This is a genomic window from Mumia sp. ZJ1417 (assembly GCF_014127285.1).
In the GTDB taxonomy this organism is placed as follows: Bacteria; Actinomycetota; Actinomycetes; order Propionibacteriales; family Nocardioidaceae; genus Mumia.
The window spans coordinates 3,117,219-3,136,364 of sequence record NZ_CP059901.1 but is presented as its reverse complement, the minus strand read 5'-3'; the positions used below and the strand labels follow the sequence as shown (position 1 = coordinate 3,136,364).

General features: G+C 66.1%; 16 protein-coding genes and 3 rRNA genes. All 19 read left to right on the top strand.

From position 1 onward, the window contains the following. Positions 1 to 85 precede the first annotated feature (85 nt). Positions 86 to 1,078, top strand: coding sequence for a helix-turn-helix domain-containing protein (locus H4N58_RS15290; protein WP_167005070.1), 993 nt, complete (start codon positions 86 to 88; stop codon positions 1,076 to 1,078). Then, positions 1,078 to 1,533 carry a hypothetical protein gene (locus tag H4N58_RS15285; RefSeq protein WP_167005067.1) on the top strand — a complete coding sequence of 152 codons (456 nt, stop codon included), beginning with the start codon at positions 1,078 to 1,080 and terminating at the stop codon, positions 1,531 to 1,533. Before H4N58_RS15290 ends, H4N58_RS15285 begins: the two co-directional genes overlap by 1 nt. Before the next feature lie 94 nt (positions 1,534 to 1,627). After that, positions 1,628 to 2,851: a CpaF family protein gene (locus H4N58_RS15280; RefSeq protein ID WP_167005064.1), complete on the top strand. Its 1,224-nt coding sequence runs from the start codon at positions 1,628 to 1,630 to the stop codon at positions 2,849 to 2,851. Then, complete coding sequence (locus tag H4N58_RS15275) at positions 2,851 to 3,717, top strand: type II secretion system F family protein (RefSeq protein ID WP_167005061.1); 867 nt, start codon at positions 2,851 to 2,853, stop codon at positions 3,715 to 3,717. Before H4N58_RS15280 ends, H4N58_RS15275 begins: the two co-directional genes overlap by 1 nt. Continuing rightward, a complete protein-coding gene (locus tag H4N58_RS15270) occupies positions 3,714 to 4,643 on the top strand; it encodes a type II secretion system F family protein (RefSeq protein WP_167005058.1) in 930 nt (309 codons plus the stop codon). The genes H4N58_RS15275 and H4N58_RS15270 overlap by 4 nt, the downstream gene beginning before the upstream one ends. Before the next feature lie 42 nt (positions 4,644 to 4,685). Then, entirely contained in the window at positions 4,686 to 4,868 is a 183-nt protein-coding gene (locus tag H4N58_RS15265) for a hypothetical protein (RefSeq protein WP_220471276.1), read from the top strand. Then, on the top strand, positions 4,865 to 5,257 hold the full coding sequence (locus H4N58_RS15260) for a TadE/TadG family type IV pilus assembly protein (protein WP_167251727.1): 393 nt from the start codon (positions 4,865 to 4,867) through the stop codon (positions 5,255 to 5,257). Before H4N58_RS15265 ends, H4N58_RS15260 begins: the two co-directional genes overlap by 4 nt. Continuing rightward, a complete protein-coding gene (locus H4N58_RS15255; RefSeq protein WP_167251728.1) occupies positions 5,254 to 5,685 on the top strand; it encodes a hypothetical protein in 432 nt (143 codons plus the stop codon). Before H4N58_RS15260 ends, H4N58_RS15255 begins: the two co-directional genes overlap by 4 nt. Then, positions 5,682 to 6,113 (top strand): pilus assembly protein TadG-related protein, encoded by a 432-nt coding sequence (locus H4N58_RS15250; protein WP_167251729.1) that lies wholly within the window; start codon positions 5,682 to 5,684, stop codon positions 6,111 to 6,113. Before H4N58_RS15255 ends, H4N58_RS15250 begins: the two co-directional genes overlap by 4 nt. 510 nt (positions 6,114 to 6,623) lie before the next feature. Then, positions 6,624 to 8,142: ribosomal RNA gene (locus H4N58_RS15245) — 16S ribosomal RNA — on the top strand. A gap of 385 nt (positions 8,143 to 8,527) precedes the next feature. Beyond that, positions 8,528 to 11,632, top strand: a 23S ribosomal RNA gene (locus tag H4N58_RS15240). Between the two features lie 99 nt (positions 11,633 to 11,731). Continuing rightward, a 5S ribosomal RNA gene (rrf, locus tag H4N58_RS15235) occupies positions 11,732 to 11,848 on the top strand. Together the 16S, 23S and 5S rRNA genes form the textbook arrangement of a ribosomal RNA operon. 152 nt (positions 11,849 to 12,000) lie before the next feature. Beyond that, positions 12,001 to 12,378: a hypothetical protein gene (locus H4N58_RS20450; protein WP_208322424.1), complete on the top strand. Its 378-nt coding sequence runs from the start codon at positions 12,001 to 12,003 to the stop codon at positions 12,376 to 12,378. Beyond that, positions 12,375 to 12,977: a tetratricopeptide repeat protein gene (locus H4N58_RS15230; RefSeq protein WP_243843001.1), complete on the top strand. Its 603-nt coding sequence runs from the start codon at positions 12,375 to 12,377 to the stop codon at positions 12,975 to 12,977. Before H4N58_RS20450 ends, H4N58_RS15230 begins: the two co-directional genes overlap by 4 nt. Before the next feature lie 90 nt (positions 12,978 to 13,067). Further along, a complete protein-coding gene (locus tag H4N58_RS15225; protein ID WP_167249929.1) occupies positions 13,068 to 14,852 on the top strand; it encodes a sulfatase in 1,785 nt (594 codons plus the stop codon). Positions 14,853 to 14,921: 69 nt separating this feature from the next. Further along, the gene (gene prfB, locus H4N58_RS15220) at positions 14,922 to 16,037 is read left to right on the top strand and encodes a peptide chain release factor 2 (RefSeq protein WP_167004724.1); all 1,116 of its coding nucleotides are present in this window, start codon (positions 14,922 to 14,924) and stop codon (positions 16,035 to 16,037) included. A gap of 19 nt (positions 16,038 to 16,056) precedes the next feature. After that, the gene (ftsE, locus tag H4N58_RS15215) at positions 16,057 to 16,746 is read left to right on the top strand and encodes a cell division ATP-binding protein FtsE (RefSeq protein ID WP_167249930.1); all 690 of its coding nucleotides are present in this window, start codon (positions 16,057 to 16,059) and stop codon (positions 16,744 to 16,746) included. A 9-nt stretch (positions 16,747 to 16,755) separates the two neighbouring features. Then, entirely contained in the window at positions 16,756 to 17,676 is a 921-nt protein-coding gene (gene ftsX, locus H4N58_RS15210; protein WP_167004718.1) for a permease-like cell division protein FtsX, read from the top strand. Positions 17,677 to 17,766: 90 nt separating this feature from the next. Then, positions 17,767 to 19,143, top strand: a complete 1,377-nt coding sequence (locus tag H4N58_RS15205; protein ID WP_167249932.1) for a M23 family metallopeptidase — start codon at positions 17,767 to 17,769, stop codon at positions 19,141 to 19,143. Positions 19,144 to 19,146 lie beyond the last annotated feature (3 nt).

Below are 19,146 nucleotides of genomic sequence, written 5' to 3'. Positions count from 1 at the left end.
GTGGCGAGAATCACCCCCGAGCTGGCCTATGATGCCGGTCAGTGCGGCGGACGACCCCCGTCCTCCGACTTCTGAGGCGTTCGAGGTGACGGACGTGGAGGCTGATCCGGCGACGGCGTTCGCCGAGCTCGACACGCGACGGTCGTCGCTCGCGAGCACGACCGACATGTGGACCGAGGCGTGCTCGCGGATGCTCGTCCCGCTCACCATCACCGGCCCTCAGAAGGTCGTCCACGGTCACGTCACGATGCGCCAGCACGACGGCATCCGCGCGTGCACGCTTCAGGGGACGGCCCACGTGGCGTCCCGCAGCGAACAGGACACGGTCGGCGGGAGCGACTACATCAAGCTCTGCCTCGGGCTCGGCGGCCACATGGCGCTGCGCCAGCACGACCGTACGCATGCGCTGAGCCGCGGCGACGTCGTCGTGTACGACACGGCCGACCCGTACGACGCGGGCAGCGCGCTGCCGTTCGGCATCCTCCTGCTGCTGATCCCACGCAGCGCGCTCGGGCTGTCGCGCGACCAGATCGCGATGAAGGCCGCGCAGCCGCTGCAGAGCGACGCCCTCCCGCAGCTGCGCGAGGCGATGCTGACGAGCGCGCGCGGCGACGGGTTCCTCGCGACCGGTGTGCTCGCCGACATCGCGGCCCGGGTTGTCCGTGACACGCCCGCGTTCCGCCTGCCCGCGCGGACCGACCACGACCGCATCGTGGCCGCCGCCCAGCGCCACGTGGAGGCGCGGCTCGCTGACCCGACGCTGGACGCGGCCGCCCTCGCCGCGCTGACCGGGGTGTCACGCCGACGCCTGTACGAGGCGTTCGCGGCCGAGCTCGGGCCCGTCGCGACGTACGTACGCGAACGCCGCATCGCCCGTGCCCGCGACCTCTTGCTCGACCCGGAGCACGTGGGGGAGTCGATCGCCCACATCGCCGCCGCAGTCGGCCTGCCCGACCCGACCCACTTCAGCCGCGTCTTCCACCGCACCCACGGGCTGTCGCCCCGGGCCTACCGCGCGCGGGGCGTCGCTGAGCCGTCGGTGCCGTGGTCGCCGCGCACTGAGGGCCGGACACTCTGATGCCGTACGTCGTGGGCGAGGCCGGCTCCCAGCGCGGGTCGTTGCGCGCCTGGGTCGCCGCGCACCCGGCCGACGTGATCGACGTGTTCGTCTACGTGGTCGTCCTCAACCTCGCCATCCAGTACCTCCCGGCGGTGATCAGCGAGACCTTCACCCTCTCGCTGCTGACGGCCGTCCTGCTCAAGGTGACGCTGGAGCTGGTGCTCCTCGTCAAGGGGGTCGTCCTGACCCGGCTGCGTGGCGCCACCACCCTGCTGACGAAGACGACCTCTGCCGTCCTGCTCTGGGTGGTGGCGGTGGGGAGCAAGCTCGTCGTGCTCTGGCTGATCGATGTCGCGTTCGGCGGCTCGGTGAGCCTGGGCGGCTTCGTCCCCGTGACCCTGCTCGTCCTCGCTCTCCTGGCGTCGCGGGCAGGTGTCAGGCGTCTGCTGTACGGCACGACCGCGTCGGTCTGAGCCTGGGTTTCCACAGGTTCGGTCACAGGGGTGTTGTGGTGACCCTTGTTTGCGGCAGGATTCCGGTCACGATCGCCGCCCTTGGGGGAGTTCCGTGACGACGAGCAGCCTTGCTGACCAGGTCCGTGAGCACGTGCGCGCGCAGGGGGTGGATCCGCTCCGAGATGCGTCTGCGGTGCGGCGGATCGCCGAGCAGGTGGCGGCCGCGCACGACCAGCGGAGCCTGACGGGAGTCGTCGCGGCGTTGCCCGATCCCGAGGCGACAGTCGGCGAGCTGGTGGCCGCGGTCTCGGGCCTCGGGCCACTCCAGCCCTACCTCGACGACCCCGATATCGAGGAGATCTGGATCAATGATCCGTCACGAGTCTTCGTCGCGCGGGCCGGTCGCACGGAGCTGACGCCGGTGATCCTCGATGCGGTCGAGGTGCGTGAGCTCGTCGAGAGGATGCTCGCGACCAGCGGCCGGCGGCTCGATGTGAGCCAGCCGTTCGTCGATGCGACCCTCCCAGGAGGGCATCGCCTCCACGTCGTGCTGGAGGGCATCTCGCGCGGCTTCGTCGCTGTCAACATCCGCAAGTTCGTCCAGCGCTTCCGAGGGCTCGCCGACCTGGTCGCCGCAGGCACGCTCACCGAGCATGCGGCCGACTTCCTGCGGGCCAGTGTCGTCTCCGGGCACAACATCGTCGTGTCCGGCGGCACGCAGTGCGGCAAGACGACCCTCCTCAACGCGCTCGCCACCGAGGTGCCGGGTGCCGAGCGGATCGTCTCGGCAGAGGAGGTCTTCGAGCTGCGCTTCGCCCACCCAGACTGGGTGGCGCTGCAGACCCGCCAGGCCGGCCTCGAGGGCACCGGGGAGATCCGCCTGCGCACGCTCGTCAAGGAGGCGCTGCGGATGCGGCCCTCGCGCCTGATCATCGGCGAGGTCCGCGCCGAGGAGTGCTTCGACCTGCTCCTCGCGCTCAACGCCGGCTTGCCGGGCATGGTGACGCTGCACGCGTCGTCAGCGCGCCAGGCCCTCGTCAAGCTCTGCACCCTGCCGCTGCTGGCCGGCGAGAACATCTCCGCCCGGTTCGTCGTCCCGACCGTCGCGACGTGCGTCGACCACGTGGTCCACCTCGGCCTCGACTCCCAGGGCCGTCGTACGGTGCGTGAGATCGCCGCCGTCAACGGGCGGGTCGAGCAGGACGTGATGGAGACCGAGACGCTGTTCTCGTTCCGGGACGGGGTCCTCGTACGCGGCGCCGGCACCCCTGCCCGTACGGAGCGGTTCGAGCAGTCCGGCATCGACATCGGCGCGCTCCTGCGGCGGGAGGGCTGATGGGCTACGTCCTCGGTCTGGGGATCGGCATCGGTCTCCTCCTCGCCTGGTCAGGCCTCACCGCGTCGTCGGCGAGCCACGTCGCGACCACCCGTACAGGTCACGGCAGGGGTCGCCTCGCCGACCTTCTCGCGCGCGCCGGCGCCGAGGGGGTGACCGCTTCCGGACTCGTCGGGGTCTGCGGTGCCTGCGGGGTGCTCGGGCTCGTCGTGGCGCTCCTCGTCACGGGGACGCCGACGGTCGCGCTCGTCGGCGGGCTCGCCGCCGCGTACGTGCCGGTGGGTGTCATCCGGGCACGCGCCGGCAGGGTCGTCGCTGAGCGTGCGGCGGCCTGGCCCGAGGCGGTCGACCACCTGGCCTCGGCCGTACGCGCGGGGTTGTCGCTTCCCGAGGCCGTCGCTGGTCTCGGCGAGCGCGGCCCTGAGCCGTTACGGGGGCCGTTCGCCGCCTTCGCTCGCGACTATCAGGCGAGCGGACGGTTCTCCGAGTCGCTCGACACCCTCAAGGCGCGACTCGCCGATCCCGTCGGCGACCGCGTCGTCGAGGCGCTGAGGGTGGCGCGCGACGTCGGCGGCGGCGATCTCGGCCGCATGCTCCGTACGCTCTCGGCGTTCCTGCGCGACGACCTTCGGACCCGTGGCGAGCTCGTCTCCCGCCAGGCCTGGACGATCAACGGTGCTCGGCTGGCCGTCTCCGCGCCGTGGATCGTGCTCGCCCTGATGGCGATGCGTCGCGACGCGATTGCGCAGTTCGGCAGCGGCACCGGCCTCGTGCTCCTGCTCTGCGGGCTCGCGGTGTGCGTCGTCGCGTACCGGCTGATGCTTCGGATCGGCCGCCTTCCCCGCGAGCCGAGGGTCCTGCGGTGACCCCGGTCGTGGCGGGAGGGCTTCTGGCGGCGGGAGTCGCCGTCGGGCTGCTGGAGCTCGTCCGTGTCGCGCGCCTGCGACGCCGTCCCACCCTCGTCAGCCGGGTCGCTCCCTACGTCCGTGACGTCGTCCCGCCTTCGGCGTCCGACCGCACGCCCGCCCCGCTGCAGACGGGGTGGGCAGTGTTCGGCCCGACTGTCCGCCGCGCGGCCGAGCTGGTGGAGCGCACCCTCGGCGGGAGCGCGTCCGTGCGCCGTCGGCTGACACGCAGCGGGTCGCCGATGACGCTCGAGGAGTTCCGGGTGAGCCAGGTGGTGTGGGGTGGCTCGGCGTTCGGTGCAGTGGCCGCTCTCCTGCTGTGCTGGAGCGCCGTCTCGACCGTACGGCCGCTCGCCGGCCTCGTGCTGTGCTGCGTTGCCGCCGTCGGTGGCGTGCTCGCTCGTGACATCGCCCTCACCCAGGCGGTCGCGCGCCGAGAGGACCAGCTCGTGCGCGAGTTCCCGACGCTCGCCGACCTCCTCGCGCTCGCGGTCGCCGCCGGCGAGGGGCCGGTCTCCGCCCTCGAGCGCGTCGGTCGGGTGAGCAACGGGGCGATGGCGGCCGAGCTGCGGACGGTGGTCGCCGACGTCCGGATCGGCCGCCCGCTCTCCGAGGCGCTCGACGCTCTTGCCGCGCGCTCGGGTGTCACGGCGGTGGCGCGGTTTGCCGAGACCCTGTCGGTGGCCGTCGAGCGCGGTACGCCTCTGACCGAGGTGCTGCACGCCCAAGCCGCAGACGTCCGCGAGGCGAGCCGCCGCGAGCTCGTCGAGTCCGGTGCCCGCCGCGAGGTCCTGATGCTCGTGCCGGTCGTCTTCCTGGTTCTGCCGGTGACCGTCCTGTTCGCGTTCTACCCCGGTCTGGTGAGCCTGTCGCTCAGCACGCCCTGACACCCGAGGAGAGTCATGCTCGTACGCCCCCACCCACACCGTGTGTCCCCCAGACCCGCATCCCGCCTCCAGCGGGTCCACGACGACCGGGACGAGCGCGGCGACGTGCCCGGTTGGGTCCTGATCGTCGTCATGTCAGCCGGCCTCGTCGCGGGGTTGACGGCCGTCGCAGGGCCGCAGCTGCAGTCGATGCTCGAGTCGGCGCTGAGCTCCGTCGGAGGATGAGCCGACGCGCGCAGCCGCGGCTCGACGAGGGATCCGCGGTCGCGGAGTTCTGCCTGGTCATGGTCGTGCTCGTGCCGCTGGTGCTCGGCGTCATGCAGGTCGGGTTCGTGCTGCACGTCCGCAACACCCTCACCGCGGCGGCTGCCGACGGCGCGCGTGTCGCCTCGCGGTCCGGGGCGACACCGGACGACGGCGCGCGCCGCACGCGCGAGCAGATCACCCGAGTTCTGTCGAGCAGGTACGCCCGCGAGGTCACCACCACGCGGGCATCGGCCAGCGGGCAGCCGGTCGTCGTCGTGCGAGCCCGTGCCGAGGTCCCGGCACTCGGGATCGTCGGCCCCGCCGTCACGGTGACGGGGACGGGACGCGCCGTCGAGGAGACCGGATGACGCGCAACGAGAGGGGCAGCGCGATCGTCGAGATGACGTGGCTGGGGATCTTGCTCCTGATCCCGCTGGCGTACGTGATGCTCTCGGTCTTCGAGGTGCAGCGGGCCGCGTACGGCGCCAGCGCCGCAGGGCGGGCCGCCGGTCGCGCGTACGTCCAGAGCCCGGACGTCGCCTCCGCTCAGCAGCGGGGGAGTGCGGCGGCCGCGCTCGTGCTCGAGGACCACGGCATCGAGGTGGGTGCCCGCGCCGTGAGCGTGGACTGCACGGGCGGACCCTGCCTCAGTCCGGGATCGTCGGTGACCGTGACCGTCGACGTATGGGCCGACCTGCCGTTCGTCCCGGACTTCCTCGGCGGAGCCCGGCCGGCGGTCCGCGTGAGCAGCACGCACACAGAGCCGTATGGGCGGTTCCGCGAGGACCGGTCGTGACAGAGGGCGAGCGGGACGACCGCGGTCAGATCTCGGTGATGATCATCGGCTTCTTCCTCGTCCTGCTCCTCGTCGTCGCCGTCGTGGTCAACGCGTCAGCCGCCTACCTCGGACAACGGGGTCTCGCGGACCTCGCCGACGGTGCCGCGCTGGCCGCTGCGGAGGGAGTCGAGCGCTCGAGCCTGTACGGGGCGACAGGAGAGCGTGCGCCGCTCGATCCGACGGCGGCGAGGACAGCGGTGGCCGACTACCTCCGCGCGGTCGACGCCGACGGACACGTCGCAGCTCTCCGTTGGGAGGTGCGGGGGAGGGGTGACGCGGTGGTCGTTCGGCTCGACGGGCGGGTTCGGCTGCCGTTGGTGCCCCCGGGATGGACGCGCGACGCAGCGATCTCTGCCGATGCGACCGTGGAGCTCCGGATCGACTGAATCGGCCCCTGCACGTGGGTGCTCCGCATCGCCGCAGGTCAGAGGCCCTTTGCGCGTTAAGGGGTACCCCCGGTTTGACCGCCCAAAACCGACCCTGTAATGTTCTTCTTGTTGCCGGGGACGGCGGCGGGCAAGGCCGAGAGGCCGGGCACGCGGCCCCAGCGATAACCACCTCAAAGCAAGAGCCTAGCCGGTTCCACACGCGTGGAGCGGGAGATGGTCGCTACGAGGTGCCCCGAAGGAGCCCGGTTTGGGAGTCCGAGGAGCGCCTGGTAGGTTTGGGGGTCGCGCCTTGATCTGATGCCCGTGGGGGTTGAGGGTTTTGTGTGTCTGATGTTTGAGAACTCAACAGTGTGCCAAAAGTCGACGAGATAATCAGTAGTAAGGCCTCGGACTTTTGCTTCTCTTTGGAGGGGTGAGTGTTTGGGGTTGATTCCGTGACAATTATTTGTCAGCAAATAGTTAGTCCGGGTCATAACGGAAGTTGTTGCCTAGCCTTTGGTTGGGTTTTCGACGGAGAGTTTGATCCTGGCTCAGGACGAACGCTGGCGGCGTGCTTAACACATGCAAGTCGAGCGGTAAGGCCCTTCGGGGTACACGAGCGGCGAACGGGTGAGTAACACGTGAGTAATCTGCCCTTCACTCTGGGATAACCGCTGGAAACGGTGGCTAATACCGGATATGACCTCCTTCCGCATGGTGGGTGGTGGAAAGTTTTTCGGTGGAGGATGAGCTCGCGGCCTATCAGCTTGTTGGTGGGGTGATGGCCTACCAAGGCGACGACGGGTAGCCGGCCTGAGAGGGTGACCGGCCACACTGGGACTGAGACACGGCCCAGACTCCTACGGGAGGCAGCAGTGGGGAATATTGGACAATGGGCGAAAGCCTGATCCAGCAACGCCGCGTGAGGGATGACGGCCTTCGGGTTGTAAACCTCTTTCAGTAGGGACGAAGCGAGAGTGACGGTACCTACAGAAGAAGGACCGGCCAACTACGTGCCAGCAGCCGCGGTAATACGTAGGGTCCGAGCGTTGTCCGGAATTATTGGGCGTAAAGGGCTCGTAGGCGGTTTGTCACGTCGGGAGTGAAAACTTGGGGCTTAACCCCATTCGTGCTTCCGATACGGGCAGACTAGAGGCAGGCAGGGGAGAACGGAATTCCTGGTGTAGCGGTGGAATGCGCAGATATCAGGAGGAACACCGGTGGCGAAGGCGGTTCTCTGGGCCTGTTCTGACGCTGAGGAGCGAAAGCATGGGGAGCGAACAGGATTAGATACCCTGGTAGTCCATGCCGTAAACGTTGGGCGCTAGGTGTGGGATCCATTCCACGGGTTCCGTGCCGCAGCTAACGCATTAAGCGCCCCGCCTGGGGAGTACGGCCGCAAGGCTAAAACTCAAAGGAATTGACGGGGGCCCGCACAAGCGGCGGAGCATGCTGATTAATTCGATGCAACGCGAAGAACCTTACCTGGGTTTGACATACACCAGAAGCCTGCAGAGATGTGGGTCTCTTTGGACACTGGTGTACAGGTGGTGCATGGCTGTCGTCAGCTCGTGTCGTGAGATGTTGGGTTAAGTCCCGCAACGAGCGCAACCCTTGTCCTATGTTGCCAGCACGTAATGGTGGGGACTCATAGGAGACTGCCGGGGTCAACTCGGAGGAAGGTGGGGATGACGTCAAGTCATCATGCCCCTTATGTCCAGGGCTTCAAGCATGCTACAATGGCCGGTACAAAGGGCTGCGAAACTGCAAAGTGGAGCGAATCCCAAAAAGCCGGTCTCAGTTCGGATTGGGGTCTGCAACTCGACCCCATGAAGTCGGAGTCGCTAGTAATCGCAGATCAGCAACGCTGCGGTGAATACGTTCCCGGGCCTTGTACACACCGCCCGTCACGTCATGAAAGTCGGCAACACCCGAAGCCGGTGGCCTAACCCCTTGTGGGAGGGAGCTGTCGAAGGTGGGGCTGGCGATTGGGACGAAGTCGTAACAAGGTAGCCGTACCGGAAGGTGCGGCTGGATCACCTCCTTTCTAAGGAGCATTGCTCATCACTGTCGCAACTGGTTTGTGGTGGTGGTGTGTTCCTGGCTTGATCACGCGAATGTCGTGGTGGCCGGGTGCTCAGATAGTGGAACGTCGATTATTCAATCGTTGGGTTGGGCTTGTGCAGCTAGTACTGCTGTGCCTCTTTCGGGGGGTTCGGTGTGGAGGGTTGTGTGGGTCTGGTCTGGTGGTTGGGCACGCTGTTGGGTCCTGAGGCATCAGGCGCCTTCGGTCTCCCGGTTGGGGGGTCGGGGGTGCTGTTGTCTTGGTTCCGGCCAGGCCGGTCATGACCTGTGGGTTGTGGTTCGGGTGGTTGCGGGTTGTGGTTTGAGAACTTCACAGTGGACGCGAGTGTCTTTGTAGTGTGTGTAATTTGCAAGCTACTAAGGGCACATGGTGGATGCCTTGGCATCGAGAGCCGATGAAGGACGTAGGAGTCTGCGATAAGCCCTGGGGAGCTGACAACCGAGCTGTGATCCGGGGGTGTCCGAATGGGGAAACCCGGCCAGAGTTATGTCTGGTCACCGGCGCCTGAACACATAGGGCGTTCGGAGGGAACGTGGGGAAGTGAAACATCTCAGTACCCACAGGAAGAGAAAACAACAGTGATTCCGTGAGTAGTGGCGAGCGAAAGCGGATGAGGCTAAACCGTGCGGATGTGAGAGACGGCAGTTGTTGTCCGTGCGGGGTCGTGGGAGCGCATTGCTGGTTCTGCCGAGCTGGCGAGAAGTGATAAAACTCAGGTGAAGTCGAAGGGCCTGGAATGGTCCGGCGTAGAGGGTGAGACCCCTGTAGGCGTAAGTCTGAGTCTTCTTTTGTGTTATCCCGAGTAACGCGTGACTCCTGGAATTGCGCGTGAATTTGGCGGGACCACCCGTTAAGCCTAAATACTCCTCGATGACCGATAGCGGACAAGTACCGTGAGGGAAAGGTGAAAAGTACCCCGGGAGGGGAGTGAAATAGTACCTGAAACCATGTGCCTACAATCCGTCGGAGCGATCCCTTGTGGGTTGTGACGGCGTGCCTTTTGAAGAATGAGCCTGCGAGTTAGTGGTACGTGGCGAGGTTAACCCGTTGGGGGGTAGCCGTAGCGAAAGCGAGTCCGAATAGGGCGTTGAGTCGCGTGCTCTAGACCCGAAGCGGAGTGATCTATCCATGGGCAGGTTGAAGCGCGGGTAAGACCGCGTGGAGGACCGAACCCACTTAGGTTAAAAACTGAGGGGATGACCTGTGGATAGGGGTGAAAGGCCAATCAAACTCCGTGATAGCTGGTTCTCCCCGAAATGCATTTAGGTGCAGCGTCGTTTGTTTCTTGCCGGAGGTAGAGCACTGGATGATCTAGGGGGCCTACAAGCTTACCGAAATCAGCCAAACTCCGAATGCCGGCAAGTGAGAGAGCGGCAGTGAGACTGCGGGGGATAAGCTCCGTAGTCGAGAGGGAAACAGCCCAGACCATCAGCTAAGGCCCCTAAGCGATTGCTAAGTGGAAAAGGATGTGGAGTCGCACAGACAACCAGGAGGTTGGCTTAGAAGCAGCCATCCTTGAAAGAGTGCGTAATAGCTCACTGGTCAAGTGATTCTGCGCCGACAATTTAGCGGGGCTCAAGCAATCCGCCGAAGCTATGGCATTCATACGTGTACTCGGCCCCTTGTGGGTCCAGGTGTGTGGATGGGTAGGGGAGCGTCGTGTGGCGTGTGAAGCGGCGGGGTGACCCAGCCGTGGATGCCACACGAGTGAGAATGCAGGCATGAGTAGCGAATGAGGAGTGAGAAACTCTTCCGCCGAATGACCAAGGGTTCCAGGGTCAAGCTAATCTGCCCTGGGTAAGTCGGGACCTAAGGCGAGGCCGACAGGCGTAGTCGATGGACAACGGGTTGATATTCCCGTACCGGCGTTGGTGCGCCCATGCTGAATCAGTGATGCTAAGCACCCGAGCTGAGCTTGATCACCCTTCGGGGTGGCGTGTCTTGGTGAGCGTGTGACCCGAACTGGTAGTAGGCAAGTGATGGGGTGACGCAGGAAGGTAGCTCATCGCGGCGATGGTTGTCCGCGTGTAAGGACGTAGGGCGACAGATAGGTAAATCCGTCTGTCATGTGCCTGAGATCTGATGCCGAGCCGTTTTGGCGAAGTGAGTGATCCTATGCTGTCGAGAAAAGCCTCTAGCGAGTACCAGAGCCGCCCGTACCCCAAACCGACACAGGTGGTCAGGTAGAGAATACCAAGGCGATCGAGTGAATCGTGGTTAAGGAACTCGGCAAAATGCCCCCGTAACTTCGGGAGAAGGGGGGCCTGATTCGTGAACACCCTTGCGGTGGGAAGCGATGAGGGCCGCAGAGACCAGGCCCAAGCGACTGTTTACTAAAAACACAGGTCCGTGCGAAGAAGTAATTCGATGTATACGGACTGACTCCTGCCCGGTGCTGGAAGGTTAAGGGGACGTGTTAGCCGTAAGGCGAAGCACTGAACTTAAGCCCCAGTAAACGGCGGTGGTAACTATAACCATCCTAAGGTAGCGAAATTCCTTGTCGGGTAAGTTCCGACCTGCACGAATGGAGTAACGACTTGGGCGCTGTCTCAACCACGAGCTCGGCGAAATTGCACTACGAGTAAAGATGCTCGTTACGCGCGGCAGGACGGAAAGACCCGGGACCTTCACTACAGCTTGGTATTGGTGTTTGGTTCGACTTGTGTAGGATAGGTGGGAGACTGTGAAGCGGCCACGCCAGTGGTTGTGGAGTCAATGTTGAAATACCACTCTGGTCGTACTAGATATCTAACTTAGGTCCGTGATCCGGATCAGGGACAGTGCCTGGTGGGTAGTTTAACTGGGGCGGTTGCCTCCTAAAATGTAACGGAGGCGCCCAAAGGTTCCCTCAGCCTGGTTGGCAATCAGGTGTTGAGTGTAAGTGCACAAGGGAGCTTGACTGTGACACCGACGGGTGGAGCAGGGACGAAAGTCGGGACTAGTGACCCGGCGCTGGCATGTGGAAGCGGCGTCGCTCAACGGATAAAAGGTACCCCGGGGATAACAGGCTGATCTTCCCCAAGAGTCCATATCGACGGGATGGTTTGGCACCTCGATGTCGGCTCGTCGCATCCTGGGGCTGGAGCAGGTCCCAAGGGTTGGGCTGTTCGCCCATTAAAGCGGCACGCGAGCTGGGTTTAGAACGTCGTGAGACAGTTCGGTCCCTATCCGCCGCGCGCGTAGGAAACTTGAGAAAGGCTGTCCCTAGTACGAGAGGACCGGGATGGACGAACCTCTGGTGTGTCAGTTGTTCTGCCAAGAGCACTGCTGATTAGCTACGTTCGGGAGTGATAACCGCTGAAAGCATCTAAGCGGGAAGCACGTTTCAAGATGAGGTTTCCCACCCTTCGTGGGTTAAGGCCCCCAGTAGACCACTGGGTTGATAGGCCGGAAGTGTAAGCGTAGCAATGCGTGCAGCTGACCGGTACTAATAGGCCGAGGGCTTGTCTACACACATTTACAAAGACATTATGCGTCCACTGTGAGGTTCTGGGATCACAACCCATTACAACAACAGAACAGAGTTGTTGGTTGTGTAATCCTGTAGGGTTACGGCGGCCATGGCGAAGGGGAAACACCCGGCAACATTCCGAACCCGGAAGTTAAGCCCTTCAGCGCCGATGGTACTGCACGGGAGACTGTGTGGGAGAGTAGGACGCCGCCGGACAATATTTCAGGTCGTGGGTCGTTTCCCACCCCCTCACCGGGGTGGTTGAAACGACCCACGACCCATTTTTACGTGTGCACAGCCTTGCGAACGAGGGCATGTACGCAAGACTGAGCGCAGGCAGCGCAGGAGGATTGATTTGATGAGCGAGCGTGGTGGAGGCGGCCGCGGAGGCCAGGGCCGTAGCGGTGGAGGCCGCCCGAGTGGCGGGAGCGGCGGAGGCCGTGGCGGCAGCGGAGGCAACGGACGTGGCCAGGGACGGCCGGGTGGACAGGGACGCCCCGGGGGATCGGGCGGCGGTCGACCAGATCGCAGCGGAGGTTCCCGTGACGGTGGCCCGCGTGGCTCCCGTGATGGGCAGCAGCGTGGTCCTCGTGACGGTGCCCCCCGTGGTCCTCGCCGCGAGGGTGATCGTCCTGATCGTCCGCGCCGCGATGGCGACCGCGAGGCTCCCCGCCGTATCGAGGGCCCCCCGATCCCTGAGGGCGTCCACCCCGACCAGCTCGACAAGGGTGTCCGTCGTCTGTTGACGTCGCTGACTCCTGGCAAGGCCGACGCCGTCGCGTCGCACCTGGTCGCTGCGGGGATCCTCATCGACGAAGATCCTGATCTCGCCTACAAGCACGCCCGCACTGCGCGCGAGCTCGCACCCCGGATCGGAGTGATCCGTGAGGCTGCGGGGGAGACTGCGTACGCGGCCGGCCGCTGGGCCGACGCGCTCGCCGAGCTGCGTGCTGCCAAGCGCATGACGGGGAGCTTCGACCACATCCCGTTGATCGCGGACTCCGAGCGCGCCCTCGGTCGTCCCGACCGTGCGCTCAAGGTGATCGCCGACGCGCGTGACAAGCTCGAGGACACCGACCTCCGCGTGGAGGCCGCGATCGTCGCCGCCGGCGCGCGTCGCGACCTCGGGCAGGTCGACGCGGCTCTCGCGGTCCTCCAGCAGGAGCCCCTTCACCACGGCAGCCCGACCACCTGGCTCGCCCGGTTGCGCTACGCGTACGCGGACGCGCTGGTCGAGGCCGGCCGCACACAGGACGCGCTCGAGTGGTTCCACCGCACGCTTGCGGCGGATCCGCAGCACGCCACCGACGCCCAGGAAAGAATCAACGCGCTCGAAACCCCCTGAGTTCTCCCCAGAGGAGCCGCGATGGCGGCTCCTTTGGGTGGGGGTCGTCGTACACTTGTGCCTCCCGTCACCCCTCCTGGAGGTTTTCGCGTGCGCGTCCCTGGTAGCCGTGCGGCCGTCGTTGCTGTCGCGATCACGCTTGTCGCCTCCGTCGCCGTAGCGGTGAAGCTGGCCGAGGAGCCGGTTCCCGTCTCAGCGAGCACGGCTGCAGGCACGACCGCTTCCGGCGCCGCGGCCGCCGTCGTGGCCGCTCCCGCCGTGGCCGCTCCCGCCGCGGTCGCTCCCGCCGCGGTCGCTCCTGCTCACGGGACCGTTGCTGCCGCCGCCCCTGCAGGCGCCGCTCGCTACCGTCCGAACGTCGTGATGATCATGGCCGATGACCTCGACAGCTCCCTCGTGAAGTACATGCCGAACCTCAAGAAGCTGCAGAAGCGAGGTGCCGACTTCCGCCGCAGCTTCGTGGTCGACTCGCTGTGCTGCTCGTCGCGTGCGTCGTTCCTGACCGGCATGTACCCCCACAACTCCAAAGTCTTCATCAACACCACGGGCCCCGATCCGGCGAACCCGATCGGTGGCCACGCCGCGTGGGTGAAGGCCGACAACAACAAGAAGACCTTCGCGTACGCGATGTCCGGCCAGCAGGGCGGCTACCGCACCGGCTTCTTCGGCAAGTTCATCAACCACTATCAGGGGACCTCTGGGAGCGCTGCGCCGGCCGGATGGAGCACGTTCCAGGGCCTGACCGGCAACCTCTACGCGATGTGGGGCTACCGCCTCGCGTCGAACGGTTCGGGCATCCAAGGCGCCCGTACGGTCCAGACCCGCTCCTTCGGCACCCGTCCCACGGAATACTCGACCGACGTGCTGCGCCGGCGTGCGGTCAGCTACCTCCGTTCAGCAGAGCGCGACGGCCGCCCGTACTTCGTCGAGCTCGCGCCCACCTCCGTCCACAGCCGCGCATCAAAGATCGTGCGCAAGGGCGAGCCCGTCTTCCCGGCGGCGCTTCGCGACCGGCCGCTCAAGGGCAAGAAGGCCAAGAAGAACCCGAAGCGACGCTTTGGTGATTGCGGCCCGGTCCGGTGCGACAAAATCGACGTCGCGAAGACCCCCGGGTTCAACGCTAGTCGTGCGGCGTCGCGGCCACGCTATGCCGATGGTCGCCCGGCTCCGCTGTTCGGCCAGACCGCCAAGCTCCGCAAGGCCGACGTCAACCGCATGCGCCGCTATCACCGCGACCGCGTCCGCATGGCGCAGTCGCTCGACGACATGATCGGTGCCGTCATGAAGACGGTGGGGCCTGACACTTACCTCGTCTTCACGAGCGACAACGGCTACCACCTCGGGCACAAGCGGCTCGGTCGCGGCAAGACCACGCCGTACGACACCGACATCAGGGTCCCGCTCATCATCGCCGGCCCAGGCGTCGTGCGTGGTCCGCGCTACCAGGTCGTCCAGAACATCGACCTCTCGTCGACCTTCGAGCAGATCGCCGGCCTGCGCCCCGACCAGCGCCGCGACGGCCGCTCGTTGCTCCCGATCCTGCGCAACCCACGCGCCGCGTGGTCGCGCTACGCATTCGTGGAGCACACCCGCCCGGTCCGCGACGTGAACGACCCCGACAACGAGAAGATCAGCCTCGAGACACCGTCCTACCTGGCCGTGCGGTCCGCGGACTCGATGCTCGTCCGATACGACACGCGGGGCGGCGACCCTGCCGGCTACACCTACGAGTACTACACAGGGCTGTCGCGGCCGCGGGCGTACGAGCACACGAATGTCTACAACCCCCATAACCCGACGGTGCAGACGCTCCTCCGCAAGCTCGAAGCCTTCGCGGACTGCGAGCGCGCCGAGTGTGCCGCGCTGACCCGCTGAGACCTCAACAGCCTTGTCGCGCAGCGCCCTGGGGCGGCTCGCGAGGGGGTGACGGGTAGTCTCGTCGGTGTGGCACAACGGGACTACGACGCAGCACTGAAGGCCCTCGACTCGACGATGTCGTCGATCGAGGCCGTTCTCAACCTCGACGCGATCCGCGCGGAGGTCGCGGAGTTGCAGGAGCAGGTGGCTGCGCCCGACCTCTGGGATGACCAGGCCAACGCCCAGGTCGTCACCGGCAAGCTCTCGGCCCTGCAGTCCGAGCTGGAGCGAGCGACCGGTCTTCGCCAGCGCCTCGACGACCTCGCGGTTCTCGTGGAGCTGGCGCGCGAGGAGGACGACGCCGACGTCCTTGCCGAGGCCGATGCCGAGCTCGAACGGGTCCAGAAGGCCGTCGAGGGCCTCGAGGTCCGCACGCTGTTGTCCGGCGAGTACGACGCGCGCGACGCGCTGATCACCATCCGCTCCGGTGCCGGCGGTGTCGACGCAGCCGACTTCGCCGAGATGCTGCAGCGCATGTACATCCGCTGGGCCGAGAAGCACAAGTACGTCGTCGAGATCTACGACACCTCGTATGCGGAAGAGGCCGGCATCAAGTCGACGACGTTCGCGGTGAAGGCGCCGTACGCCTATGGCACGCTGTCCGTGGAGTCGGGCACCCACCGGCTCGTGCGCATCAGCCCGTTCGACAACCAGGGTCGCCGTCAGACCTCGTTCGCGGCCGTCGAGGTCGTCCCGGTCCTCGAGCAGACCGACCAGATCGACATCCCCGAGGACGAGATCCGGATCGACGTCTATCGCTCCTCGGGCCCGGGTGGCCAGAGCGTCAACACGACTGACTCCGCCGTCCGCCTGACGCACATTCCGACCGGCACCGTCGTGAGCTGTCAGAACGAGAAGAGCCAGCTCCAGAACAAGGCGAGCGCCATGGTGATCCTGAAGGCGAAGCTCCTCGCCCTCAAGAAGGCAGAGGAGCGCGCCCAGATCGACGAGCTGCGCGGCGACGTCCAGGCGTCGTGGGGCGACCAGATGCGCTCCTACGTCCTCAACCCGTACCAGATGGTCAAGGACCTCCGTACGGAGCAGGAGACAGGCAACACCCAGGCGGTGTTCGACGGAGAGATCGACGAGTTCGTCGAGGCAGGTATCCGTTGGCGGCGTGGCGCTGAGGCCACCGCCAAGTAGCGCTGCGTACACTCGCACGGTGATCCGCTTCGAGAACGTCAGCAAGACCTACCCGGGGCAGCCCAGACCCGCGCTTGACAAGCTCAGTCTCGAGATCGAGAAGGGCGAGTTCGTCTTCCTCGTCGGGCAGTCCGGATCGGGCAAGTCGACCTTCCTCCGGATGGTCCTGCGCGAGACTCGCCCGTCGACGGGTCGGGTGTACGTCGCGGGCAAGGAGATCAACCGGCTCGCCAACTGGAAGGTGCCGAAGCTGCGTCGCCAGCTCGGGACCGTCTTCCAGGACTTTCGTCTGCTGCCGAACAAGACCGTCTCGGAGAACGTGGCGTTCGCGCTGCAGGTGATCGGCAAGCCGCGCACGGAGATCCGCCGTGTCGTCCCCGAGACGCTCGAGCTGGTCGGTCTCGAGGGCAAGGGCGAGCGGATGCCGGACGAGCTGTCCGGCGGTGAGCAGCAGCGCGTCGCGGTGGCGCGCGCGTTCGTGAACCGGCCGATGATCCTCATCGCCGACGAGCCCACCGGCAACCTGGATCCCGTGACGTCGGTCGGCATCATGAAGTTGCTCGACCGGATCAACCGCACAGGCACGACCGTGATCATGGCGACCCACGACGCGGGGATCGTCGACCAGATGCGCAAACGCGTGATCGAGCTCAGCGGTGGCGTGCTGGTGCGCGACCAGTCGCGCGGCGCGTACGGCTACGAGGACTGACGAGGACCGATGGCACTGGGAAGCATCCTCTCCGAGCTCACGACGGGCCTTCGGCGCAACTTTTCGATGACGGTGTCGCTCGTCGTCACGATGAGCGTCTCGCTCGTGCTCGCGTCGCTCGGCCTGCTGCTGCAGACGCAGGCCGACCGGACCGAGAAGTACTACGGCGACCGGCTCCAGATCCAGGTCAACCTCTGCACCCAGAACTCCTCCGCGGACACCTGTGTCGGCGGACGGGCGACCCCGGAGCAGGAGAAGACCGTCGAGACCGCCCTCGACGACAACCCCGAGGTCCGCTCGTTCGAGCGCTGGAGCCCGGAGCGCAACTACGAGCAGGCGCAGGAGTACCTCGGCCAGAACGCTGACGGGCGCAAGCAGCTCGAGGCGCTCGGGCCGGAGTCGTTCGGCACCTCCTACATGGTGACGCTGCGCGACCCCAACCAGTTCGAGGGAGTCGTGAGCCAGGTCAGCGGCCTCGACGGAGTTGCGGGCGTCGTCAGCATGCGCGACCTGCTCGCGCCGCTGTTCGAGGTCTTGTCGAAGCTGCGCTGGGCCGCGCTCGGCACGTCCCTGCTGCTCATCGTCGCGGCCGTCCTCCAGGTCTCCAACACGATCCGGATGACCGCGTACGCGCGACGCCGCGAGATCGGCATCATGCGCCTGGTCGGCGCGTCGTCGTGGCACATCCAGCTGCCGTTCATCCTCGAGTCGCTGGTCGCCGCCGTGATCTCGGCCGCGCTCGCGTGCGGCGGGCTGGCCGCGTTCATGCAGTTCGTGGTGTACGGGTTCCTGCGCGACCGGCTCGCGGGCCTGACGACCTGGGTGAGGTGGCAGGAGGCGATCGGGGTGATGGGCTACACGAGCATCCTCGCGCTCCTGCTGGCGCTGGTCCCGACGCTGGTGATGACGCGGCGCTACCTCAAGGTCTAGGACGGCACGCCCGGCGGCACGAAATGCACCCTCTCGTTCAAGTTGAGGGTTAGCGTCGCCTACGGAACGTTCCCGACCAGAGGTAGGCCTGTGGCTTCACCCGTCCTTCCCCGGCGTACTCGTACGCGGACGGCGCTCGCGCTTGCGGTCGTCGTGGCCATGACCGGCGCGCTCGCGAGCCCGAGCGCCGGCGACGAGAAGGGCGACCTGGACCACCGGCGCAAGGAGGTCCAGTCCGAGATCTCCGGAGCCCGGGCGGAGCTCGACCAGTCCAGTGCCCGGCTCGCTGCTGCCACGAAGGCGCTCCAGACGGCGCAGGCCACGTTGTCGGCCGCCCGCTCGGCACTCGCGACCACGCAGAGCAGGCTCGCGACCGCGCAGACCCGCGACATCGCCATGCAAGCCGCGTTGACCAAGGCGGAGGCCTCGCTGGTGACAGCGAAGTCGGAGGCGAAGAAGGGCCGCCGCAGCCAGAAGAGGGCAGCCCGCGAGGTCGAGCGGATGACCGTCGAGTCGCTGCAGGGCGGCTCGCCGAGCATGCGTGCGTTCGCGGCGCTGGTCGACGGCGTCGATCCTGCCACGTACGGCAAGCAGATCAGTCTCGACCGGGCTGTGACCGATGCACGCCTTGCGAAGGTCGACAAGCTCGACGCGACTCGCGTCATCTTGGACCTCAACCGCAAGAAGGTCGAGAAGCTCCGCAACGAGGTGGCGGTCAAGCGCAAGGAGGCTGCCGACAACCTCGCCGAGCAGAAGCGGCTCGAGCAGGCGGCGCGCGAGCAAACAGCAAAGGTCGGTGAGCTGGTCGCAACCAACGCGTCCGCGCAAGCGACCGCGGCCTCCGCACGCCAGTCCGACGCTTCCGAGCTCGCAGCGCTCGAGTCCGAGCGCGGCAAGATCTCGAGCAAGCTGAAGGCGATCGCCGCGCAGGAGCGGCTCGAGGCCCATCGCGAGCGTGATCGCAAGCGGCGTGAGGCGAACAAGAACAAGAACTCCGGTGGCTCTGGCGGGTCGGGCGGGTCCGGCGGCAACGGCGGGTCGGACGGCGGAGGTGGAGGAGGCAGCGACAGCGGCAGCGCGCTGTCGTACCCCGTCGACGGTCCGATCACGTCCTCGTACGGCATGCGGTTCCACCCCGTGCTGCACGTCTGGAAGCTCCACGACGGCACCGACTTTGGGGTCGGCTGCGGAACCCCGGTCCGAGCGGCGGCCGGAGGGCGCGTCGTGGACCGCTACTACAACGCCGGGTACGGCAACCGCGTGATCATCGCGCACGGCCAGAAGCGCGGCCGCAGCGTCGCCACGACCTACAACCATCTGTCGCGCTACTCCACCTATGCGGGGCAGCGCGTGAGCCGCGGCGAGATCATCGGGTACGTCGGCAGCACCGGCTATTCGACGGGGTGCCACCTGCACTTCATGGTGATGCTCGACGGTGACACGACGAACCCGATGAACTGGCTCTAGACA

Excerpts from the sequence above, each read along its gene's own strand:
- H4N58_RS15285 (WP_167005067.1), top strand. The coding sequence starts at position 1,078 with ATGCCGTACGTCGTGGGCGAGGCCGGCTCCCAGCGCGGGTCGTTGCGC.
- H4N58_RS15275 (WP_167005061.1), top strand. The coding sequence starts at position 2,851 with ATGGGCTACGTCCTCGGTCTGGGGATCGGCATCGGTCTCCTCCTCGCC.
- H4N58_RS15260 (WP_167251727.1), top strand. The coding sequence starts at position 4,865 with ATGAGCCGACGCGCGCAGCCGCGGCTCGACGAGGGATCCGCGGTCGCG.
- H4N58_RS15255 (WP_167251728.1), top strand. The coding sequence starts at position 5,254 with ATGACGCGCAACGAGAGGGGCAGCGCGATCGTCGAGATGACGTGGCTG.
- ftsX (WP_167004718.1), top strand. The coding sequence starts at position 16,756 with ATGGCACTGGGAAGCATCCTCTCCGAGCTCACGACGGGCCTTCGGCGC.